Below are 14,627 nucleotides of genomic sequence, written 5' to 3'. Positions count from 1 at the left end.
GCCGCCGCGCACACGTTGCGCGGCGGCCCGCTTTTCTGTGCACACCCAAGCCGCCCAAACCGGTTCGGATTGCGGGAGCGTGCGCGGAGTGACTTTTGCTTGCCCATAGATGTTCGTTACCTCTGCGAAATGAACAACTCTTGCCATACGGGTGCGCGGTCGTGAACTATGTGCCTGTCGCCGCGAAGGAGCAGCGGCCGCGCTTCCCCGAAGTGCGCGCCGCCTCCACGTATGCGGGACGCTCTCTCGCTCCATCAGCCCTGGAGGTGCCTGTGACGATGGCAAACACGCCGGTCACAGCTGCGCGGCCGCCCGTGCCGCAGCCCCGCGACCCGGAAGACGCGGAACGCCCCGCGGGGAGGAAGGGCAGGAATAACCGAATACGGCAGCCGCTCCGGCAGCGCATCAAGCGGGACAAGGCGCTTCTGCTCTTCTGCCTGCCCGGCGTGCTGTACTTCGTCCTCTTCTTCTACCTGCCGCTCGCGGGCAACGTCATCGCCTTCCAGGACTACCAGCCGTTCCTGGGCTTCAAGCAGAGCCCGTTCGTCGGGATGGCGAACTTCACCGCGCTGCTGGCCGAGCCCGAGTTCTGGAGCGCGGTCTCCAACACCCTCCAGATCACGGCGATCCAGCTCCTCCTGTACTTCCCCGCACCGATCGCCCTGGCCCTGCTGCTCAACTCGCTCATCAGCGAGAAGATCAAGCGGTTCATCCAGACCGTCGTCTACCTCCCGCACTTCCTGTCCTGGGTCGTCGTCGTGGCGATGTTCAAGCAGGTGCTCGGCGGCGCCGGATCTCACCACGCTGCTCATGGAGCACGGGGTGAGCATCGGCAACGTGATGACCGACCCGGGGACCTTCAAGTTCCTCATCACCGCGCAGGCCATCTGGAAGGACTGCGGCTGGGGCACGATCATCTTCCTGGCGTCCATCGCCTCGATCGACATGGGCCAGTACGAGTCCGCCGCCATGGACGGCGCCGGCTGGCTCCGCCGGATCTGGCACATCACCCTGCCCGGCATCCGGCCGGTCATCCTGATGCTGCTCATCCTGCGGCTCGGCGACATCCTCTCGGTCGGCTTCGAGCAGATCCTGCTCCAGCGCGACGCCGTCGGCCCGGACGCCGCCGAAGTCATGGACACCTACGTCTACTTCCACGGCGTCGTGGACGGCGACTGGGGCATGAGCACCGCCGCCGGACTGATGAAGGGCGTCATCGGATTCGCCCTCATCCTCGCCGCCAACAAGCTGGCCCACCGCTTCGGCGAGCAGGGAGTGTACCGATGAGTCAGTCCGTCGCGACCCGGCTGCGCGCCGCCCGGTCCGGGGCCGCCCGCCCCCGCAAGTCCAACGGCCGCCCGCCGTGGATGGAGCGCCCGCACTGGTACGGGCAGGGCGCCAAGGGCCTCGCGCTCGTCGTGCTGACCGTGATCGTGCTCTACCCGTTCGTCCTGGCCATCGGCACCAGCCTCGCGGGCCGCGAGGAGCTGAACGCCAACGGCGGCTACGTGCTGATCCCGCACCACCCGACGCTGGAGGCGTACCGCGTCATCCTGTCCGGTGGCGTGGTGACCCGGGCCGCGGTGGTGTCCATCTTCATCACGCTGATCGGCACCGCGCTCAGCCTGGCCTGCACGGTGATGATCGCGTACGGCACCTCGCGGCCCGGCACGGTCCTCGCCAAGCCGATCCTGCTCCTGGTGCTCGGCACGTTCCTGTTCGCGCCCGGCATCATCCCGACGTACCTCGCCGTCCAGCAGTTCCACATGCTGGACACGTACGCCTCGCTGATCCTTCCGGTCCTGCTGAACGCCTTCAACATCGTCGTCGTCCGCTCCTTCTTCCAGAGCATCCCGGAAGAGCTGTACGACGCGGCGCGCATCGACGGCGCCGGAGAGGTCACGGTCCTCTTCCGGATCGTCCTCCCGCTGTCGAAGGCGGTCCTCGCCGTGGTCGGCCTGTTCTACGCAGTCGGGTACTGGAACAGCTTCTTCAGCGCGGTGCTGTACCTCAACGACTCCAGCAAGTTCCCCATCCAGGTGATCCTGCGGAGCTACGTCCTCAACGGACAGAGCATCAACGCCTCCGCGATGGGCGTCCACTCCATCCCGCCCGCGACCTCCCTGCAGATGGCCGTGCTGATCATCGCCATCGTGCCCATCTTCTGCGTCTACCCCTTCCTGCAGAAGTTCTTCGTCAAGGGCGTCCTCACCGGGGCGATCAAGGGCTGACCGGCCCGCCCCGCACCACCGCCCCGCACGCCACCCACTTCAAGGAGCCCGATGTCCACCCACCTGTCCCGACGCGGTTTCATGGGCGCCGCGGGAATCGCCGGCCTCACCGTCGCGGGTCTGTCCACCCTGAGCGCCTGCGGCAGCGGGGCCACGGTCAGCAAGGGCGGCGCCAAGGCGTCGGCCAAGGTCAAGCTCCCGACGTACGTGGCGGCCCAGACCGCCCCCGCCGACCTCGCGGGCAACGCGGCGGGCCTCGACGCGACCTACCTGCGCTACCCCAAGAAGCTCACCAGGTCCGTCGCGAAGACCCCCGGTGACGGCAGCCGCATCACCGCCCTCACCGAGACGTTCACCACCCCTGCCCCGCCGCAGGGGAAGAACGGCTACTGGCAGGAGCTGAACAAGCGGCTCGGTGCCCGGTTCGACATGACGATCGTCGTGGACCAGGGCGTCGACGCCTACCTCACCAAGTTCAACGCGATGATGGCCGGCGGCGACATACCCGACCTCGTCTGGTTCCCGCCCAACCAGGGCATCCAGCGCGTGCCCGAGCTCCTGGACGCCAAGTTCCACGACCTCACGCCCCACCTGTCGGGCGACGCGGTCAAGGAGTACCCGAACCTGGCGAACCTGCCGACCACCGCCTGGAAGACCGCCGTCGTCAACGGCAAGATCCGCGGCGTCACCGTCGCCTACGGCTCCATGGGCCAGGTCTACGTCGTCAACCAGGACTTCTGGAAGCCGGTCGGCGGCGCCGAGTTCACCAGCGCCGAGGACTTCCTCGCCAAGGGCAGGGAACTGCTGGACGTCAAGCGCAACAAGTACGTCCTGGAACCGGCGTACGTGAACCACATCGCCCAGTTCGCCCAGTGGTTCGGCGCCCCCAGCGCCTGGCGCCTGGAAGGCGGCAAGCTGACGCACCAGTACGAGACGGAGGAGTACCAGGAGGCCCTGGCCTTCGCCGTCAAGTGCGCCAGGGCCAAGCTCTTCTGGCCGGACCCCAACCTCAGCACCACCATGGAGAAGATGGCCCAGGGCTCCCTCGGCGCCTACGTCCAGTCCTTCCCCAGCTTCCTGGTCGACGCCAAGACGTACGACTTCCCGTTCGGCGTCATCGTGCCGTTCGCCGCCAAGGAAGGCGCCACGCCGCACTACAACATGGGCTACGGCTCCGTCGGCTACACCGCGATCAACAAGAAGGCCGACGACAAGCGCGTCAAGATGCTGCTGCGCGTCCTGGACTACCTGGCCGCCCCCTTCGGTACGGAGGAGCGCCTCTTCCTCGACAACGGCATCGAGGGCAAGCACTGGACGCGCACCTCGCAGGGCGACGTCAAGCTCACCGCCAAGGGCAACTCCGAAGCCGTCACCACCGCGATGCCGCTGGCCTTCCTCGCCGCCGGACCCGAGTACATCTACCTGCCGGGCCGGGGCGACATGGCGAGCAGGATCCACGGCTGGCAGGCGGACCTGCTCAAGATCGCCCAGACCAATCCGACGAGCGGTCACTTCTCGGACACCTCCACCAGCAAGAGCCCGTCGCTCACCACCGCCATGAGCGACATCCAGCTGGACATCGTCGCCGGCCGCAAGCCGGTCTCCGCCTTCAAGGACGAGCTGCGCAAGTGGCGCTCCGGCGGTGGCGACAAGATGCGCGCCGAGTTCGAGGCGTCGCTCGCCGGCAAGTAACCTCCGCCCGCACGACCCGCACCAATGAAGGGACTCCCGTGTCAGACCTGCGACTCGGCGTCATCGGGCTCGGCCTGCGCCGGTCCATCGCGATGTCGGCCCACCACCCCGGCAAGGGATCGGCGATCATCGCCGTCTGCGACCTCGACCCGGAGGTGCGCAGCCGCGAGGCCGAGCGCTTCGGTGCCGGGATCGCGGTCGAGGACTACAAACTGCTCCTCGGGCGGGACGACCTGGACGCGATCATCGTCGCGACCCCGGACGACACCCACGAGGTCATCGCCGTCGACGCCCTGCGGGCCGGCAAGGCGGTCTTCGTGGAGAAGCCCCTCGGCATCTCCGTCGAGAGCTGCGACAACATCCTGCGCGCCGCCTACGAGACCGGCACCCGGCTCTACGTCGGCCACAACATGCGCCACATGGGCGTGGTCCGGCTGATGCGCGACATCATCGCGCGCGGCGACATCGGCGAGCCCAAGGCCGTGTGGGTGCGCCACTTCGTGGGCTACGGCGGCGACTACTACTTCAAGGACTGGCACGCCGACCGCACCCGCACCACCGGTCTGCTGCTCCAGAAGGCCGCACACGACATCGACGTGCTGCACTGGCTGGCCGGGGGCTACACGCGGCGCGTCAACGCCCTGGGCGACCTGCTCGTCTACGGGGACCTGCCGCGCCGCGAGCCGGACACCCCGCGCCCCGAGAACTGGCTGCGCGAGTTCGACTGGCCGCCGACGGCCCGCAAGGACCTGCACCACATCGTGGACGTCGAGGACGTCTCGGTGATGAACATGCAGCTGGACAACGGTGTCGTGGCCGCCTACCAGCAATGCCACTTCACCCCCGACTACTGGCGCAACTACACGGTCATCGGCACCGAGGGCCGGCTGGAGAACTTCGGCGACGGCCCCGGCGACGAGGTCAAGGTCTGGAACACCGGCCCCAGCGGCTACCGCGCCGACGCCGACATCACCTACCGGGTGCCCGAGGCCAAGGGCTCCCACGGCGGCGGCGACGGCCGGATCATGCAGGAGTTCGTCCGGTTCGTCCGCGAAGGGGGAGTCACCGACACCTCCCCGGTCGCCGCCCGGATGAGCGTCGCCGCCGGTGTCCTCGCGACCCGCTCCCTGCGCGAGGGCGGCGCCCCCCACGAGGTGCCGCCGCTCGACCCGGAGCTGATCGCGTACTTCGAACGCGGCCAGGTCCGTTCCTGACGGTCCGGCCACCTGGACCACGGGTCCCCGGCGCACCGCTCCACGCGGTCGCGCCGGGGACCTTCTGGCGTCTCTTTTCGGCCATGCTCAGTGGGTAATCGGCCCCTTCCGGTTTGACGGCGCCGTATCCCGTAATGGTGACGAAGCTGCTCCGAAGTGGTTCCGTACGGTCACCGCCCGGGCGCCCGTACGGCGGGTCAAGGGCTGTTTCAAGCCAATCGTGCGCCCATGTGGCCGGTCTCGAACGCGCGACCGGAAACCGGTCGGCATAATCGCGTCCATGTCGATCACGGGTGGGGATGTCGTTGACCTTGGCAGGGGCCTGTACGCCTGGCTCCCGCCGAAGCGTGGCTGGGGGCTGGCCAACTGCGGCCTGCTCGTCTCTCCCCGGGGCGCACTGTGGATCGACACGCCGTACGACCCGGTGCTCGCCGGCCAGTTCCTCGCCGAGTCCGGCAAGCGCCTGCCCGACGGCGCCACCATCGACCGGGTGATCGTCACGCACGCCAACGGCGACCACTTCTGGGGCGCGGGCGTGCTCCCGGACGCCGAGATCATCGTGACCCGCGAGGCCCGGGCGCACATCCACTACGAGCCCTCGCCGCAGCAGCAGCACGCGCTCGTCACCGGCGGCGACCCGGCGACCCCGCTCGGGGCTTACCTCGCCCGCCACTTCGGCCCGTTCGACTGGTCGCAGACCGAACCCGTCCGGCCGACCACCTACTTCACGGGCGAGCTCGAACTGAGCCTCGGGGACTACCCGGTGCAGATCACCTCGCTCGCGCCCGCGCACACCACCGGCGACCTGATGGTCCACCTGCCCGCCCAGTCCACCGTGTTCAGCGGTGACATCATCTTCTCGTCGTCCCCCGAGCAGCCCGGCGACCACCCGATCCACTGGGAAGGCCCGCTGAGCAACATCATCGGCGCCTGCGAACAGGTGCTGGCCACCGGCGCCGAAACGATCGTCCCCGGCCACGGCCCCGTCCTCGACCGGGCCGGCGTCCGCGAGCACATCGCGTACCTCGAATACATCCGGGAGCGCGCCCACACCCTGCACGCCGCGGGCGTCCCCTCCATCGACGCCGCCCGCCAGGTCATCGCCGAGGGCCGCTACCCCGGGCTCGGCCTCCCCGAGCGGCTCGTGGTGACCATCGGCAGCGAATACCGGCAGCTCGACGGCTCGGAGCGGCCCAGCGTGGTCCAGGTCATGACCGACGTCGCCACCGTCGCACACGAAGTGGAGCAGGTCAGTGAGCCGGCAGGCAGCGCGGGCTGACCACGCGGTCCCGCCCCGGGCGCGACGGCGGACCGACCCGACGAGAGAAACGCGGTAACGGCATGGCATGGATCGTCGCAGTGATCGCCGTCGTCGCCGCGGTGGTGGGCTTCTCCCGCGCCTACCGGGCCGGCCTCTCCGAGCAGCAGGCCGTCACCCGCGCCGAACTCGCCGAACGCCAGGCCAAGGCCGCCGAGGCCCGCACCGCGGCCCTCCTGGACGAGATCCGGCAGCTCGCGCGCCGGCGCATACCCGCCGCCGCCCTCGCCCTCTCCCACCCCAGCGCCACCGTCCCCGGACTGCGCGAGGCGGCCGAGGTCGACGGCGGTGCCGCCCTCCTGCTCACCGAGGCCGTCCAGGCCGCGCGGACCGCCGTCCTCGAAGAGCGCGGACGCGTCGACGCCGCGGCCCGCGCCGCGATGCGCGGCACCTCCGCCAAGATCCAGTCCCTCCTGAACCAGTCCCAGCAGCTGCTGCACGAGCTCCAGCACGAGTACGACGACCCGCGCATCCTCCAGCTCGACTTCCGCAACGAACTCGCGCTGCGCCGCACCCAGTCCACCGCCGTCCTGTGCGACGCCTGGCCCGGCCTCGCCCGCCAGAACTCCCCGCTGGTCGAGATCGTCCTCGGCGCCCAGTCCCGCGTCGCCGGCTACGAGCGGATCAAGGTCTCCAACCACCTGCGCGACGAACGCCTCGCCCTCGCCGCCCGCGCCGCCGAACCCCTCGCCATCGCCCTGGCCGAACTCCTCGCCAACGCCACCGCGTACTCCCACCCCGACACCGACGTCCAGGTCACCGTCCAGCAGAGCGGCGGCCGGGGCGCGTTCCTCGTCGTGGACGACGCCGGCATCGGCATGGACGAGGATGCCCTGGACCGCGCCCGCGCCCTGCTCGCCGGACCCGCCGAGGTCCTGCTCACGGAGCTCGGCGACCCGCCGCAGACCGGTTTCGCGGTCGTCGGCCGGCTCGTCGTGCAGTACGGCTTCGACTGCCACATCGAGGCGTCCCCGTTCGGCGGCATGCGGACGATCCTGCGCGTACCGGCCCACCTGCTCACCGTGCTGGACGAGGACCGGAACCTCTCCGCCCTCGCCCCCGCCCCCGTGGCGGCCGCCGCACCGGCCCAGCCCGCCCCGACCGGAACGGACGCCCCCGTGCCGGACGCCGCCGAGCCCTCCGGACTGCCCAGCCGGCGCCGGCGGACACCGCGCCGCACACCGGCCGCGGCCACCGCCGACCGGACCGCCGAGCCGTCCGCCGACCGGATGCCCCGTACACCGGAGGCGGCAGGGGCTTCCTGGGCGGCCCTCCAGCAGGGCACCCTCAACGGCAGGAGTGTCGCCGGGCGGCCGCCCGCACCGGACACCGACGCCCCCGACCACCAGGACGAACAAGGAGACGACGAGAAGTGAGCGCCCCCAGCCCCACCTCAGGCGACCTCGCATGGGTGCTGACCCCGCTGCTTGAGCTGCCCGGAGTCCAGCACGCCGTGGTCGCCACCGGCGACGGCCTGGTCGAAGGCGCGTCCCCCGGCCTCGACCGGGCCTCCGGCGAACGGGTCGCCGCGATGACGGCCACCCTGCACGCCGCCGCCCGCGCCTTCACGACCGCCTTCACCAACGCAGAGGCCCCGCAACTGGCCCAGACCGTCGTGGAATCGGACCTGGGCTTCGCCGTCGTCGTACCGGCCGGGCGCAACACCACCCTCGCCCTGTTCGCCGAACCCGGCGCCAAGCTCGGCGACATCGCCTACCAGATGCAGGTCCAGGTCACCGCGCTCACCCGGGCGATGCACGCACCCACCCGCCAACCGGACACCGCCGCCCGGCCATGACCCCCGGCCCAGCACGCCGTCTGATCCCCGCCTATCTGGTCACCGGCGGCCGGTCCCGCCCCGCCGGCCCCGCCCTCGACCGGCTCGCCGTACTCGTACGCACCGACGAGCCCGTGCCCGACGACGCCGGTACCCAGGCCCGCAGACTCTGCGACCTGCTGGAACCGGGTGCCCTCACCGTCGTCGAGTGCGCGGCCCACCTGGACCTGCCGGTCAGTGCCACCGTCTTCCTGGCCACGGACCTCGCGGCCACCGGACTACTGCTCACCCGACCGCCGATACCCAGTGCCGGGCAGATCGACAGGTCGCTTGTCGAGAGGCTGCTCGATGGACTCCGCTCCCTCCCCTGACCGGACCGGTGTCGGCTATCTGCCGGCCGCCGCCCGGACCCTGATGAAACTCGTCGTCACGGGTCCCTTCGGCGTGGGCAAGACCACCCTCATCCGAACCCTCTCGGAGATCGCCACCCTCCACACCGAGGAGGCGATGACCCAGTCCAGCACCCGCGTCGACTCCACCGCCGGACTCCCCGACAAGACCACCACCACGGTCGCCATCGACTTCGGACGCCTCACCGTCCCCGACGACCTCGTGCTCTACATGTTCGGCACACCCGGCCAGGAACGGTTCCTGCCGCTGTGGGAGGACATCGCCCGCGGGGCCCTCGGCGCACTCGTCCTCGTGGACACCCGGCGGCTCGCCGACTCCTTCGCCGTGATGGACATGGTCGAGGAGCAGGGACTGCCGTACGCCGTCGCGGTGAACCGTTTCCCCGACGCCCCCGCACACAGCGACGAGGTCCTGCGCAAGCACCTCGACCTGGACGACACCACCCCGCTCATCCAGTGCGACGCGCGCGAACGCCGCGGCAGCATCGACGCCCTGATCACACTCGCCGAACACGTGCTGACCCGCATGCCGCAGCCCGAGGACGCCTCATGACCACGTACGCACCGCCGCCGCGGCCCCTCGCGCTGTTCGGCCCGGCCTTCGCGGCCGACCCGCAGGGCCACTACCGCGCCCTGCGCGAGCACGGCCCGCTCGCACCGGTGCGCATCGCCCCCGACGTCGAGGCGCTGCTCGTCACGGACTACCAGGCCGCTATCGACCTGCTCCGCGACACCCACACCTTCAGCAAGGACCCCCGCGCCTGGCAGGCGACCGTCCCGCCTGACTCGCCCGTCCTGCCCGTGCTCGGCCACCGCCCCACCGCCCTGTTCAGCGACGGCGCGGTGCACGCCCGCTACCGCGAGGCCATCAACGACAGCCTCGCGCTCATCGAACCGCACATCCTGCGCGCCGAGGTCGCCCGCGTCGCCCGGCAGCTCATCGGCCGGTTCGCCGCCACGGGAAGCGGCGACCTCATCGCCCAGTACGCCCGACGGCTCCCCATGCACATCTTCGTCACCTGGTTCGGCGCCGATCCCAAGGACGGCGAACGGATCGTGGACGGGGTCGCCGGAATGATGAACTCGGCCGCCGACGCCGCCGCCGCGTACGCCGACCTGGTCGACGTCGTCACCCGCCTCGTCGCCGACCGGCGCGCCCGGCCGCGCCGCGACCTGACCTCGTACTTCCTCGCCCACCCGGCGGGGCTCGACAACGACGAGACGGTACGCCAGATCACCCTGGTGATGAGCGCAGGCAACGACCCGATGACCAACCTCATCGGCAACGCCACGCTCCACATGCTCACCGACGAACGCTACGCGGGCTCCCTGCACGGCGGCGCGATGACCGCCCACGAGGCGATCAACGAAGTGCTGTGGCGCGACCCGCCGATCGCCAACCTGGCCGCCCACTACCCGCGCCACGACACCGAGTTCCACGGCGTACGGCTGCGCGCCGGACAGCTCGTCCTGGTCTCCTACGCCGCCGCCAACTCCCAGTCCCCGCCGCCCGTCTCCGACGGCGGCCTCCGGTCCGGGGCCAGCGCCCATCTCGCCTGGTCGGCGGGCCCCCACCGCTGCCCCGCCAAGCAGCCGGCCCTGCTCATCGCGATGACCGCGATCGAACAGCTCACCAGCCTCCTGTGCGACGCGGAGCTGGCCGTGGCACCGGACGAACTGCTGTGGCGTCCCGGCCCGTTCCACCGCGCGCTGGCCCACCTCCCGATCCGCTTCACCCCGCTGGACACCACCGCCGCTCCGAGCGGCGCCCTCACGGTCGCGGACCCCTCGGACGTAATTCCGGCGGCGGCAATCGATGCCTGAGCCGTGTCGCTCGTAGGCCGAACGGGTGAGGGAGGGGACAATCGCCCGATGAACAGTGAGCGCAGCCGGCACAACGCCGACCGATGTGCGGACGGAGTGGTCCGGTGAGCAGGTACGACAGGTACGACGTCACGGACGAGCAGTGGGAAGGGCTGGCCCAGGTCGTACCGCTGCGCAGCCGCAACGAGTGGCCCTCCCGGGTGGACCACCGCACCGTCCAGGACGAGCCGGAGCCCGCCGAGCAGCGGCGCATGGTCGTCCTGCGGGTCCAGGTGTTCGCGGACGCCCGCGAGGTCGCGGAATACCTGGTCGCCCAGGTGCCGGTGCTGCTCGACCTGACCAGCGCGGAGGGCGATGTGGCCAAGCGCATCCTGGACTTCGCCAGCGGTGTCGTCTTCGGACTGGGCAGCGGCATGCACCGGGTGGACCGCAACGTCTTCCTGCTGTCTCCCGCCGGCATGGAGGTCGAGGGCGTCACGGCGGCCGGGGTGCCGGGGGCGTAGGGGACGAGCCCGTGACCGAACTCGACGTACGGACCCTCCAGCGGCGGCTGGCCGCATTCGCGGACGCGCGCGACTGGGGGCAGTACCACACCCCGAAGAACCTGGCCTCGGCGCTGAGCGTGGAAGCCGCCGAGCTGGTCGAGATCTTCCAGTGGCTGACGCCCGAGCAGTCGGCGCGGGTCATGGAGGATCCGGCGACCGCGCCCCGCGTGGCGGACGAGGTCGCGGACGTGCTCGCGTATCTCCTCCAGTTCTGCGAGGTGCTGGGTATCGACGCCCTGTCGGCACTCGCGGCCAAGATCGAACGGAACGAGTCGCGCTTTCCGGTCCCAGGATCAACGGGCGGCCAAGATCGTCACTCTTCGGAGTGATCGACTTGTGCACACTCGATTGAGTGTCCACAGATTTCCGAAATCCTCTGGCGTTTCGGTGCGGTGGCCCTCACTGTGGGTAATGAACGTGGTGAGCGGGTTTTCCGCAGCGGTGAGTGGGTCTTCGCGTCGAACGGGGGCAGTCGATGGAAGCGGAACGGCTGGTAGCGGTCATCAGGCAGGCGCTGGCGCAGAGCCGGGGCACTCCGGACATCATCGCCGAGGCGTGGCAGGCGCAGGCGATGGCTCAGGCGGTCGGCAGCCGGCTGGCGGCCGGCGGCCCCAAGGAGCTGCGGGCCGAGGCGGGCGCCCTCAGCGAGATCGGGGGCAGGACCAGCGGCGCGCTCGACCACCCGGCGGCCCGCGCCGGAGTGGCCCGCGCGGCGCGGCTGACGGAGGTCGCCGATCCCCGCGCGGCCCTGACGGGCTTGGCCGCGCTGCTCGGCGAGGTCGGTATAGCCCTGGTCGGAGTGGCGTGCGAGACCGATGAGCAGGGCCTGTACTGGCAGTGCATGGAGGCCATCGACGCCGCCGACGAGTCCACGGACCGGGTCCGCTCCATGCTCCGGCTCCTCGACGAGCGGGAGCGCGAGCGGCGGGAGGATCTGGAGCGCCGGCGGGAGCGGGACGGCCCGCACGGGGTGCTGCACGACCCGGTGGGCCCGGTGACCGGTATTCAGTGAGCAGGCCGCCCTCCGGCACGCCCTCCGAGGCCGCGACTCCACGCGGACATCGCCCCCGAAGAAGGGGTGGAGGCGCGCGCGGGTGCAGGATGGAGGCATGGATCTTCGCATTTTCACCGAGCCCCAGCAGGGGGCGAGCTACGACACCCTGCTCACCGTCGCCAAGGCCACCGAGGACCTCGGCTTCGACGCCTTCTACCGGTCCGACCACTATCTCCGCATGGGGCAGGGCGACGGCCTGCCCGGCCCCACGGACGCCTGGATCACGCTGGCGGGGCTGGCCCGCGAGACCAAGCGCATCCGCCTGGGCACGCTGATGACGGCAGGCACCTTCCGGCTCCCCGGTGTCCTCGCCATCCAGGTGGCGCAGGTCGACCAGATGTCGGGCGGCCGGGTCGAACTGGGCCTCGGCGCGGGCTGGTTCGAGGAGGAGCACACGGCGTACGGCATCCCCTTCCCGAAGGAGAAGTTCGGCCGCCTGGAGGAACAGCTCGCGATCGTCACCGGGCTGTGGGCGACCGAGGTCGGCAAGACGTTCAGCTATGACGGCACGTACTACCAGCTGAAGGACTCGCCTGCGCTGCCCAAGCCTGCGCAGGCCAAGGTGCCGGTGCTCATCGGTGGACACGGCGCGAAGCGCACCCCGCGCCTCGCCGCCCAGTACGCCGACGAGTTCAACATCCCCTTCGCCGGCCTGGATGACTCCGAGAAGCAGTTCGGCCGGGTCCGCGAGGCGGCCGAGGCGGCGGGCCGGAAGCCGGACGACCTGGTGTACTCCAACGCGCTGGTCGTCTGCGTCGGCCGGGACGACGCGGAAGTGGCCCGCCGGGCAGAGGCCATCGGCCGCGACGCGGCGGAGCTGAAGGCGAACGGGCTCGCGGGGTCGCCCGCCGAGGTGGTCGACAAGATCGGACGCTACGCGGCGATCGGGGCCTCGCGGATCTACCTCCAGGTGCTCGACCTGGACGACCTGGACCACCTGGAACTGATCTCCTCCCAGGTCCAGTCCCAGCTGGGCTGAGAGCAGGGCCGCGATGACACCCGGGCCCGGCCGCCCTCTGGCCGCCGCGCTGGCCGAGGGCACGCTCGTCCTCGACGGCGGGCTCTCCAACCAGTTGGAGGCGCAGGGCTGCGATCTGTCCCACGCGCTGTGGTCCGCCCGGCTGCTCGCCGACGGACCCGGGCAGATCGAGGCCGCCCACACGGCGTACGTGCGGGCGGGGGCCCAGGTGCTCATCACGGCCAGCTATCAGGCGAGCCACGCGGGGTTCGAGCGGCGCGGAATCGAGCGGGACGAGGCGGCCCGGCTCTTCGCCCGCAGCGTGGAGCTGGCCCGTCGGGCGGCCGGCAGGGTCGAGCGGGACGTCTGGGTGGCGGCCTCGGTCGGCCCGTACGGGGCGGTGACGGCGGACGGGGCGGAGTACCGGGGCCGCTACGGGCTCACCGTCCGGGAGCTGGAGCGCTTCCACCGCCCCAGGATCGAGGCGCTGGCCGCCGCCGGGCCGGACGCGCTGGCCCTGGAGACGGTGCCGGACGTGGACGAGGCGCGGGCGCTGCTGCGGGTGGCCGGGGAGTGCGGGCTGCCGGTGTGGCTGTCCTACACCGTGGACGGGGGCCGGACCCGGGCCGGGCAGCCGTTGGCCGAGGCGTTCGCCCTGGCCCGGGCACACGACGAGGTCATCGCGGTCGGGGTCAACTGCTGTGACCCCGCCGACGCGGAGGCCGCCGCGAGGGCGGCGGTCCGGGCGACCGGGAAGCCGGCCGTGGTCTACCCGAACAGCGGCGAGCGCTGGGACGCGGAGACGGGCGCGTGGACCGGTACCGCCACGTTCACCCCGGACCGGCTGACGTCCTGGGAGCGGGCGGGCGCCCGCCTGGTGGGGGGCTGCTGCCAGGTCGGACCGGCGGAGATCGCGGCGCTGGCGGCGGCGCGGCGCGGTGGGGCCGGGGACACCGCGAGGGGCGAGGGCCCGGGCTGACGCCATGGCCCTCGCGGGGGTGCCCGGTCGCGTCGGGGCCCGCCGCGGTTCGCGGGGACCGGGCTCATGGCAGGTGGATGCCGGACCAGGTGGTGACCTCGCACTGCCCGTCGGCGTTGTTCCCCGTGCTGACGACCGTGCCGTCGGCGCGCAGGCCGAGGGTGTGGGTCGAGCCCGCCGCCACGGCGACGATGTCGCGCCAGCCGCCGACCTCGCACTGCCCGTAGCTGTTGTCGCCCGCCGCGAGGGCTCGCCCGGACGCCGTGAGCCCGACGGTGTGGTAGCTGCCCGCGTCCGGCGCCACCACGTCCTCCCACGCATCGACCGCGCATGCCCCGGTCGCCGGTGGCCACGGCACGCCCGTCGGTTCCGGGGCCGACGTGGTGGAGGTACCCGGCCGAGACGGCGGTCAGGCCGTGCCACCCCTCCACGGCGCACTGCCCGCGCCGGTTGTTTCCCGTAGCCGGCGCGGAACCGTCCGCCCGGACCCCGACCGAGTGCCGGTCACCGCACGAGAGAGCGGCCATCTCGCGCCAGGTCCCTGCCGTCGCGGCGCAGTCCGGCCGAATGATGCCTCCCGGCGGCCGGCGCCGACGCGTGCACGAACATGTCGCCTCCTGGGGCT

15 protein-coding genes and 2 pseudogenes are annotated in these 14,627 nt (G+C 71.4%); 15 read left to right on the top strand and 2 right to left on the bottom strand.

The features are described from left to right. Positions 1-314 precede the first annotated feature (314 nt). The 15 genes and pseudogenes from ACN6LM_RS09710 to mmuM all read left to right on the top strand — a co-directional run bounded on the left by ACN6LM_RS09710 (position 315) and on the right by mmuM (position 14,002). A pseudogene (locus ACN6LM_RS09710) lies at positions 315-1,287 on the top strand (ABC transporter permease). Continuing rightward, positions 1,284-2,231: a carbohydrate ABC transporter permease gene (locus ACN6LM_RS09705; protein ID WP_445064901.1), complete on the top strand. Its 948-nt coding sequence runs from the start codon at positions 1,284-1,286 to the stop codon at positions 2,229-2,231. Before ACN6LM_RS09710 ends, ACN6LM_RS09705 begins: the two are co-directional and overlap by 4 nt. Positions 2,232-2,282: 51 nt before the next feature. Beyond that, positions 2,283-3,923 carry a hypothetical protein gene (locus ACN6LM_RS09700; RefSeq protein WP_445064900.1) on the top strand — a complete coding sequence of 547 codons (1,641 nt, stop codon included), beginning with the start codon at positions 2,283-2,285 and terminating at the stop codon, positions 3,921-3,923. Positions 3,924-3,961: 38 nt separating this feature from the next. Next, positions 3,962-5,137 (top strand): Gfo/Idh/MocA family protein, encoded by a 1,176-nt coding sequence (locus ACN6LM_RS09695; protein WP_445064899.1) that lies wholly within the window; start codon positions 3,962-3,964, stop codon positions 5,135-5,137. Positions 5,138-5,417: 280 nt separating this feature from the next. Beyond that, positions 5,418-6,416, top strand: a complete 999-nt coding sequence (locus ACN6LM_RS09690; protein WP_445064898.1) for an MBL fold metallo-hydrolase — start codon at positions 5,418-5,420, stop codon at positions 6,414-6,416. A gap of 62 nt (positions 6,417-6,478) precedes the next feature. Continuing rightward, a complete protein-coding gene (locus tag ACN6LM_RS09685) occupies positions 6,479-7,831 on the top strand; it encodes an ATP-binding protein (protein ID WP_445064897.1) in 1,353 nt (450 codons plus the stop codon). Further along, positions 7,828-8,253: a roadblock/LC7 domain-containing protein gene (locus ACN6LM_RS09680; RefSeq protein WP_445064896.1), complete on the top strand. Its 426-nt coding sequence runs from the start codon at positions 7,828-7,830 to the stop codon at positions 8,251-8,253. Before ACN6LM_RS09685 ends, ACN6LM_RS09680 begins: the two co-directional genes overlap by 4 nt. Beyond that, the gene (locus tag ACN6LM_RS09675) at positions 8,250-8,603 is read left to right on the top strand and encodes a DUF742 domain-containing protein (protein ID WP_445064895.1); all 354 of its coding nucleotides are present in this window, start codon (positions 8,250-8,252) and stop codon (positions 8,601-8,603) included. The genes ACN6LM_RS09680 and ACN6LM_RS09675 overlap by 4 nt, the downstream gene beginning before the upstream one ends. Beyond that, positions 8,581-9,195, top strand: coding sequence for a GTP-binding protein (locus ACN6LM_RS09670; RefSeq protein WP_445064894.1), 615 nt, complete (start codon positions 8,581-8,583; stop codon positions 9,193-9,195). The genes ACN6LM_RS09675 and ACN6LM_RS09670 overlap by 23 nt, the downstream gene beginning before the upstream one ends. Further along, a complete protein-coding gene (locus tag ACN6LM_RS09665; RefSeq protein ID WP_445064893.1) occupies positions 9,192-10,466 on the top strand; it encodes a cytochrome P450 in 1,275 nt (424 codons plus the stop codon). Before ACN6LM_RS09670 ends, ACN6LM_RS09665 begins: the two co-directional genes overlap by 4 nt. Before the next feature lie 104 nt (positions 10,467-10,570). Beyond that, positions 10,571-10,969, top strand: coding sequence for a cell division protein SepF (locus ACN6LM_RS09660; RefSeq protein ID WP_445064892.1), 399 nt, complete (start codon positions 10,571-10,573; stop codon positions 10,967-10,969). 11 nt (positions 10,970-10,980) lie between these two features. Continuing rightward, complete coding sequence (locus tag ACN6LM_RS09655) at positions 10,981-11,340, top strand: nucleotide pyrophosphohydrolase (RefSeq protein WP_445064891.1); 360 nt, start codon at positions 10,981-10,983, stop codon at positions 11,338-11,340. Between the two features lie 146 nt (positions 11,341-11,486). After that, entirely contained in the window at positions 11,487-12,023 is a 537-nt protein-coding gene (locus ACN6LM_RS09650) for a DUF6099 family protein (protein ID WP_445064890.1), read from the top strand. A gap of 97 nt (positions 12,024-12,120) precedes the next feature. Continuing rightward, a complete protein-coding gene (locus ACN6LM_RS09645; protein ID WP_164399870.1) occupies positions 12,121-13,044 on the top strand; it encodes an LLM class F420-dependent oxidoreductase in 924 nt (307 codons plus the stop codon). 13 nt (positions 13,045-13,057) lie between these two features. Then, a complete protein-coding gene (gene mmuM, locus ACN6LM_RS09640; RefSeq protein ID WP_445064889.1) occupies positions 13,058-14,002 on the top strand; it encodes a homocysteine S-methyltransferase in 945 nt (314 codons plus the stop codon). A gap of 64 nt (positions 14,003-14,066) precedes the next feature. Here the strand turns inward: mmuM and ACN6LM_RS09635 are convergent, their stop codons facing one another. Both ACN6LM_RS09635 and ACN6LM_RS09630 read right to left on the bottom strand, forming a co-directional pair. Continuing rightward, positions 14,067-14,360, bottom strand: coding sequence for a hypothetical protein (locus ACN6LM_RS09635; protein ID WP_445064888.1), 294 nt, complete (start codon positions 14,358-14,360; stop codon positions 14,067-14,069). Between the two features lie 118 nt (positions 14,361-14,478). Then, positions 14,479-14,529: pseudogene (locus tag ACN6LM_RS09630) on the bottom strand (hypothetical protein); the annotation flags it as partial. Positions 14,530-14,627: the final 98 nt, after the last annotated feature.

It is taken from the genome of Streptomyces sp. SAS_281, assembly GCF_052542855.1.
Note: the sequence above shows the minus strand (reverse complement) of the source record. Positions and strands in the feature narration are given on the sequence as shown.

Coding starts and splice junctions, on each gene's coding strand:
- ACN6LM_RS09705 (WP_445064901.1), top strand. CDS start 1,284: ATGAGTCAGTCCGTCGCGACCCGGCTGCGCGCCGCCCGGTCCGGGGCC.
- ACN6LM_RS09700 (WP_445064900.1), top strand. CDS start 2,283: ATGTCCACCCACCTGTCCCGACGCGGTTTCATGGGCGCCGCGGGAATC.
- ACN6LM_RS09690 (WP_445064898.1), top strand. CDS start 5,418: ATGTCGATCACGGGTGGGGATGTCGTTGACCTTGGCAGGGGCCTGTAC.
- ACN6LM_RS09685 (WP_445064897.1), top strand. CDS start 6,479: ATGGCATGGATCGTCGCAGTGATCGCCGTCGTCGCCGCGGTGGTGGGC.
- ACN6LM_RS09675 (WP_445064895.1), top strand. CDS start 8,250: ATGACCCCCGGCCCAGCACGCCGTCTGATCCCCGCCTATCTGGTCACC.
- ACN6LM_RS09670 (WP_445064894.1), top strand. CDS start 8,581: ATGGACTCCGCTCCCTCCCCTGACCGGACCGGTGTCGGCTATCTGCCG.
- ACN6LM_RS09665 (WP_445064893.1), top strand. CDS start 9,192: ATGACCACGTACGCACCGCCGCCGCGGCCCCTCGCGCTGTTCGGCCCG.
- ACN6LM_RS09650 (WP_445064890.1), top strand. CDS start 11,487: ATGGAAGCGGAACGGCTGGTAGCGGTCATCAGGCAGGCGCTGGCGCAG.
- ACN6LM_RS09645 (WP_164399870.1), top strand. CDS start 12,121: ATGGATCTTCGCATTTTCACCGAGCCCCAGCAGGGGGCGAGCTACGAC.
- mmuM (WP_445064889.1), top strand. CDS start 13,058: ATGACACCCGGGCCCGGCCGCCCTCTGGCCGCCGCGCTGGCCGAGGGC.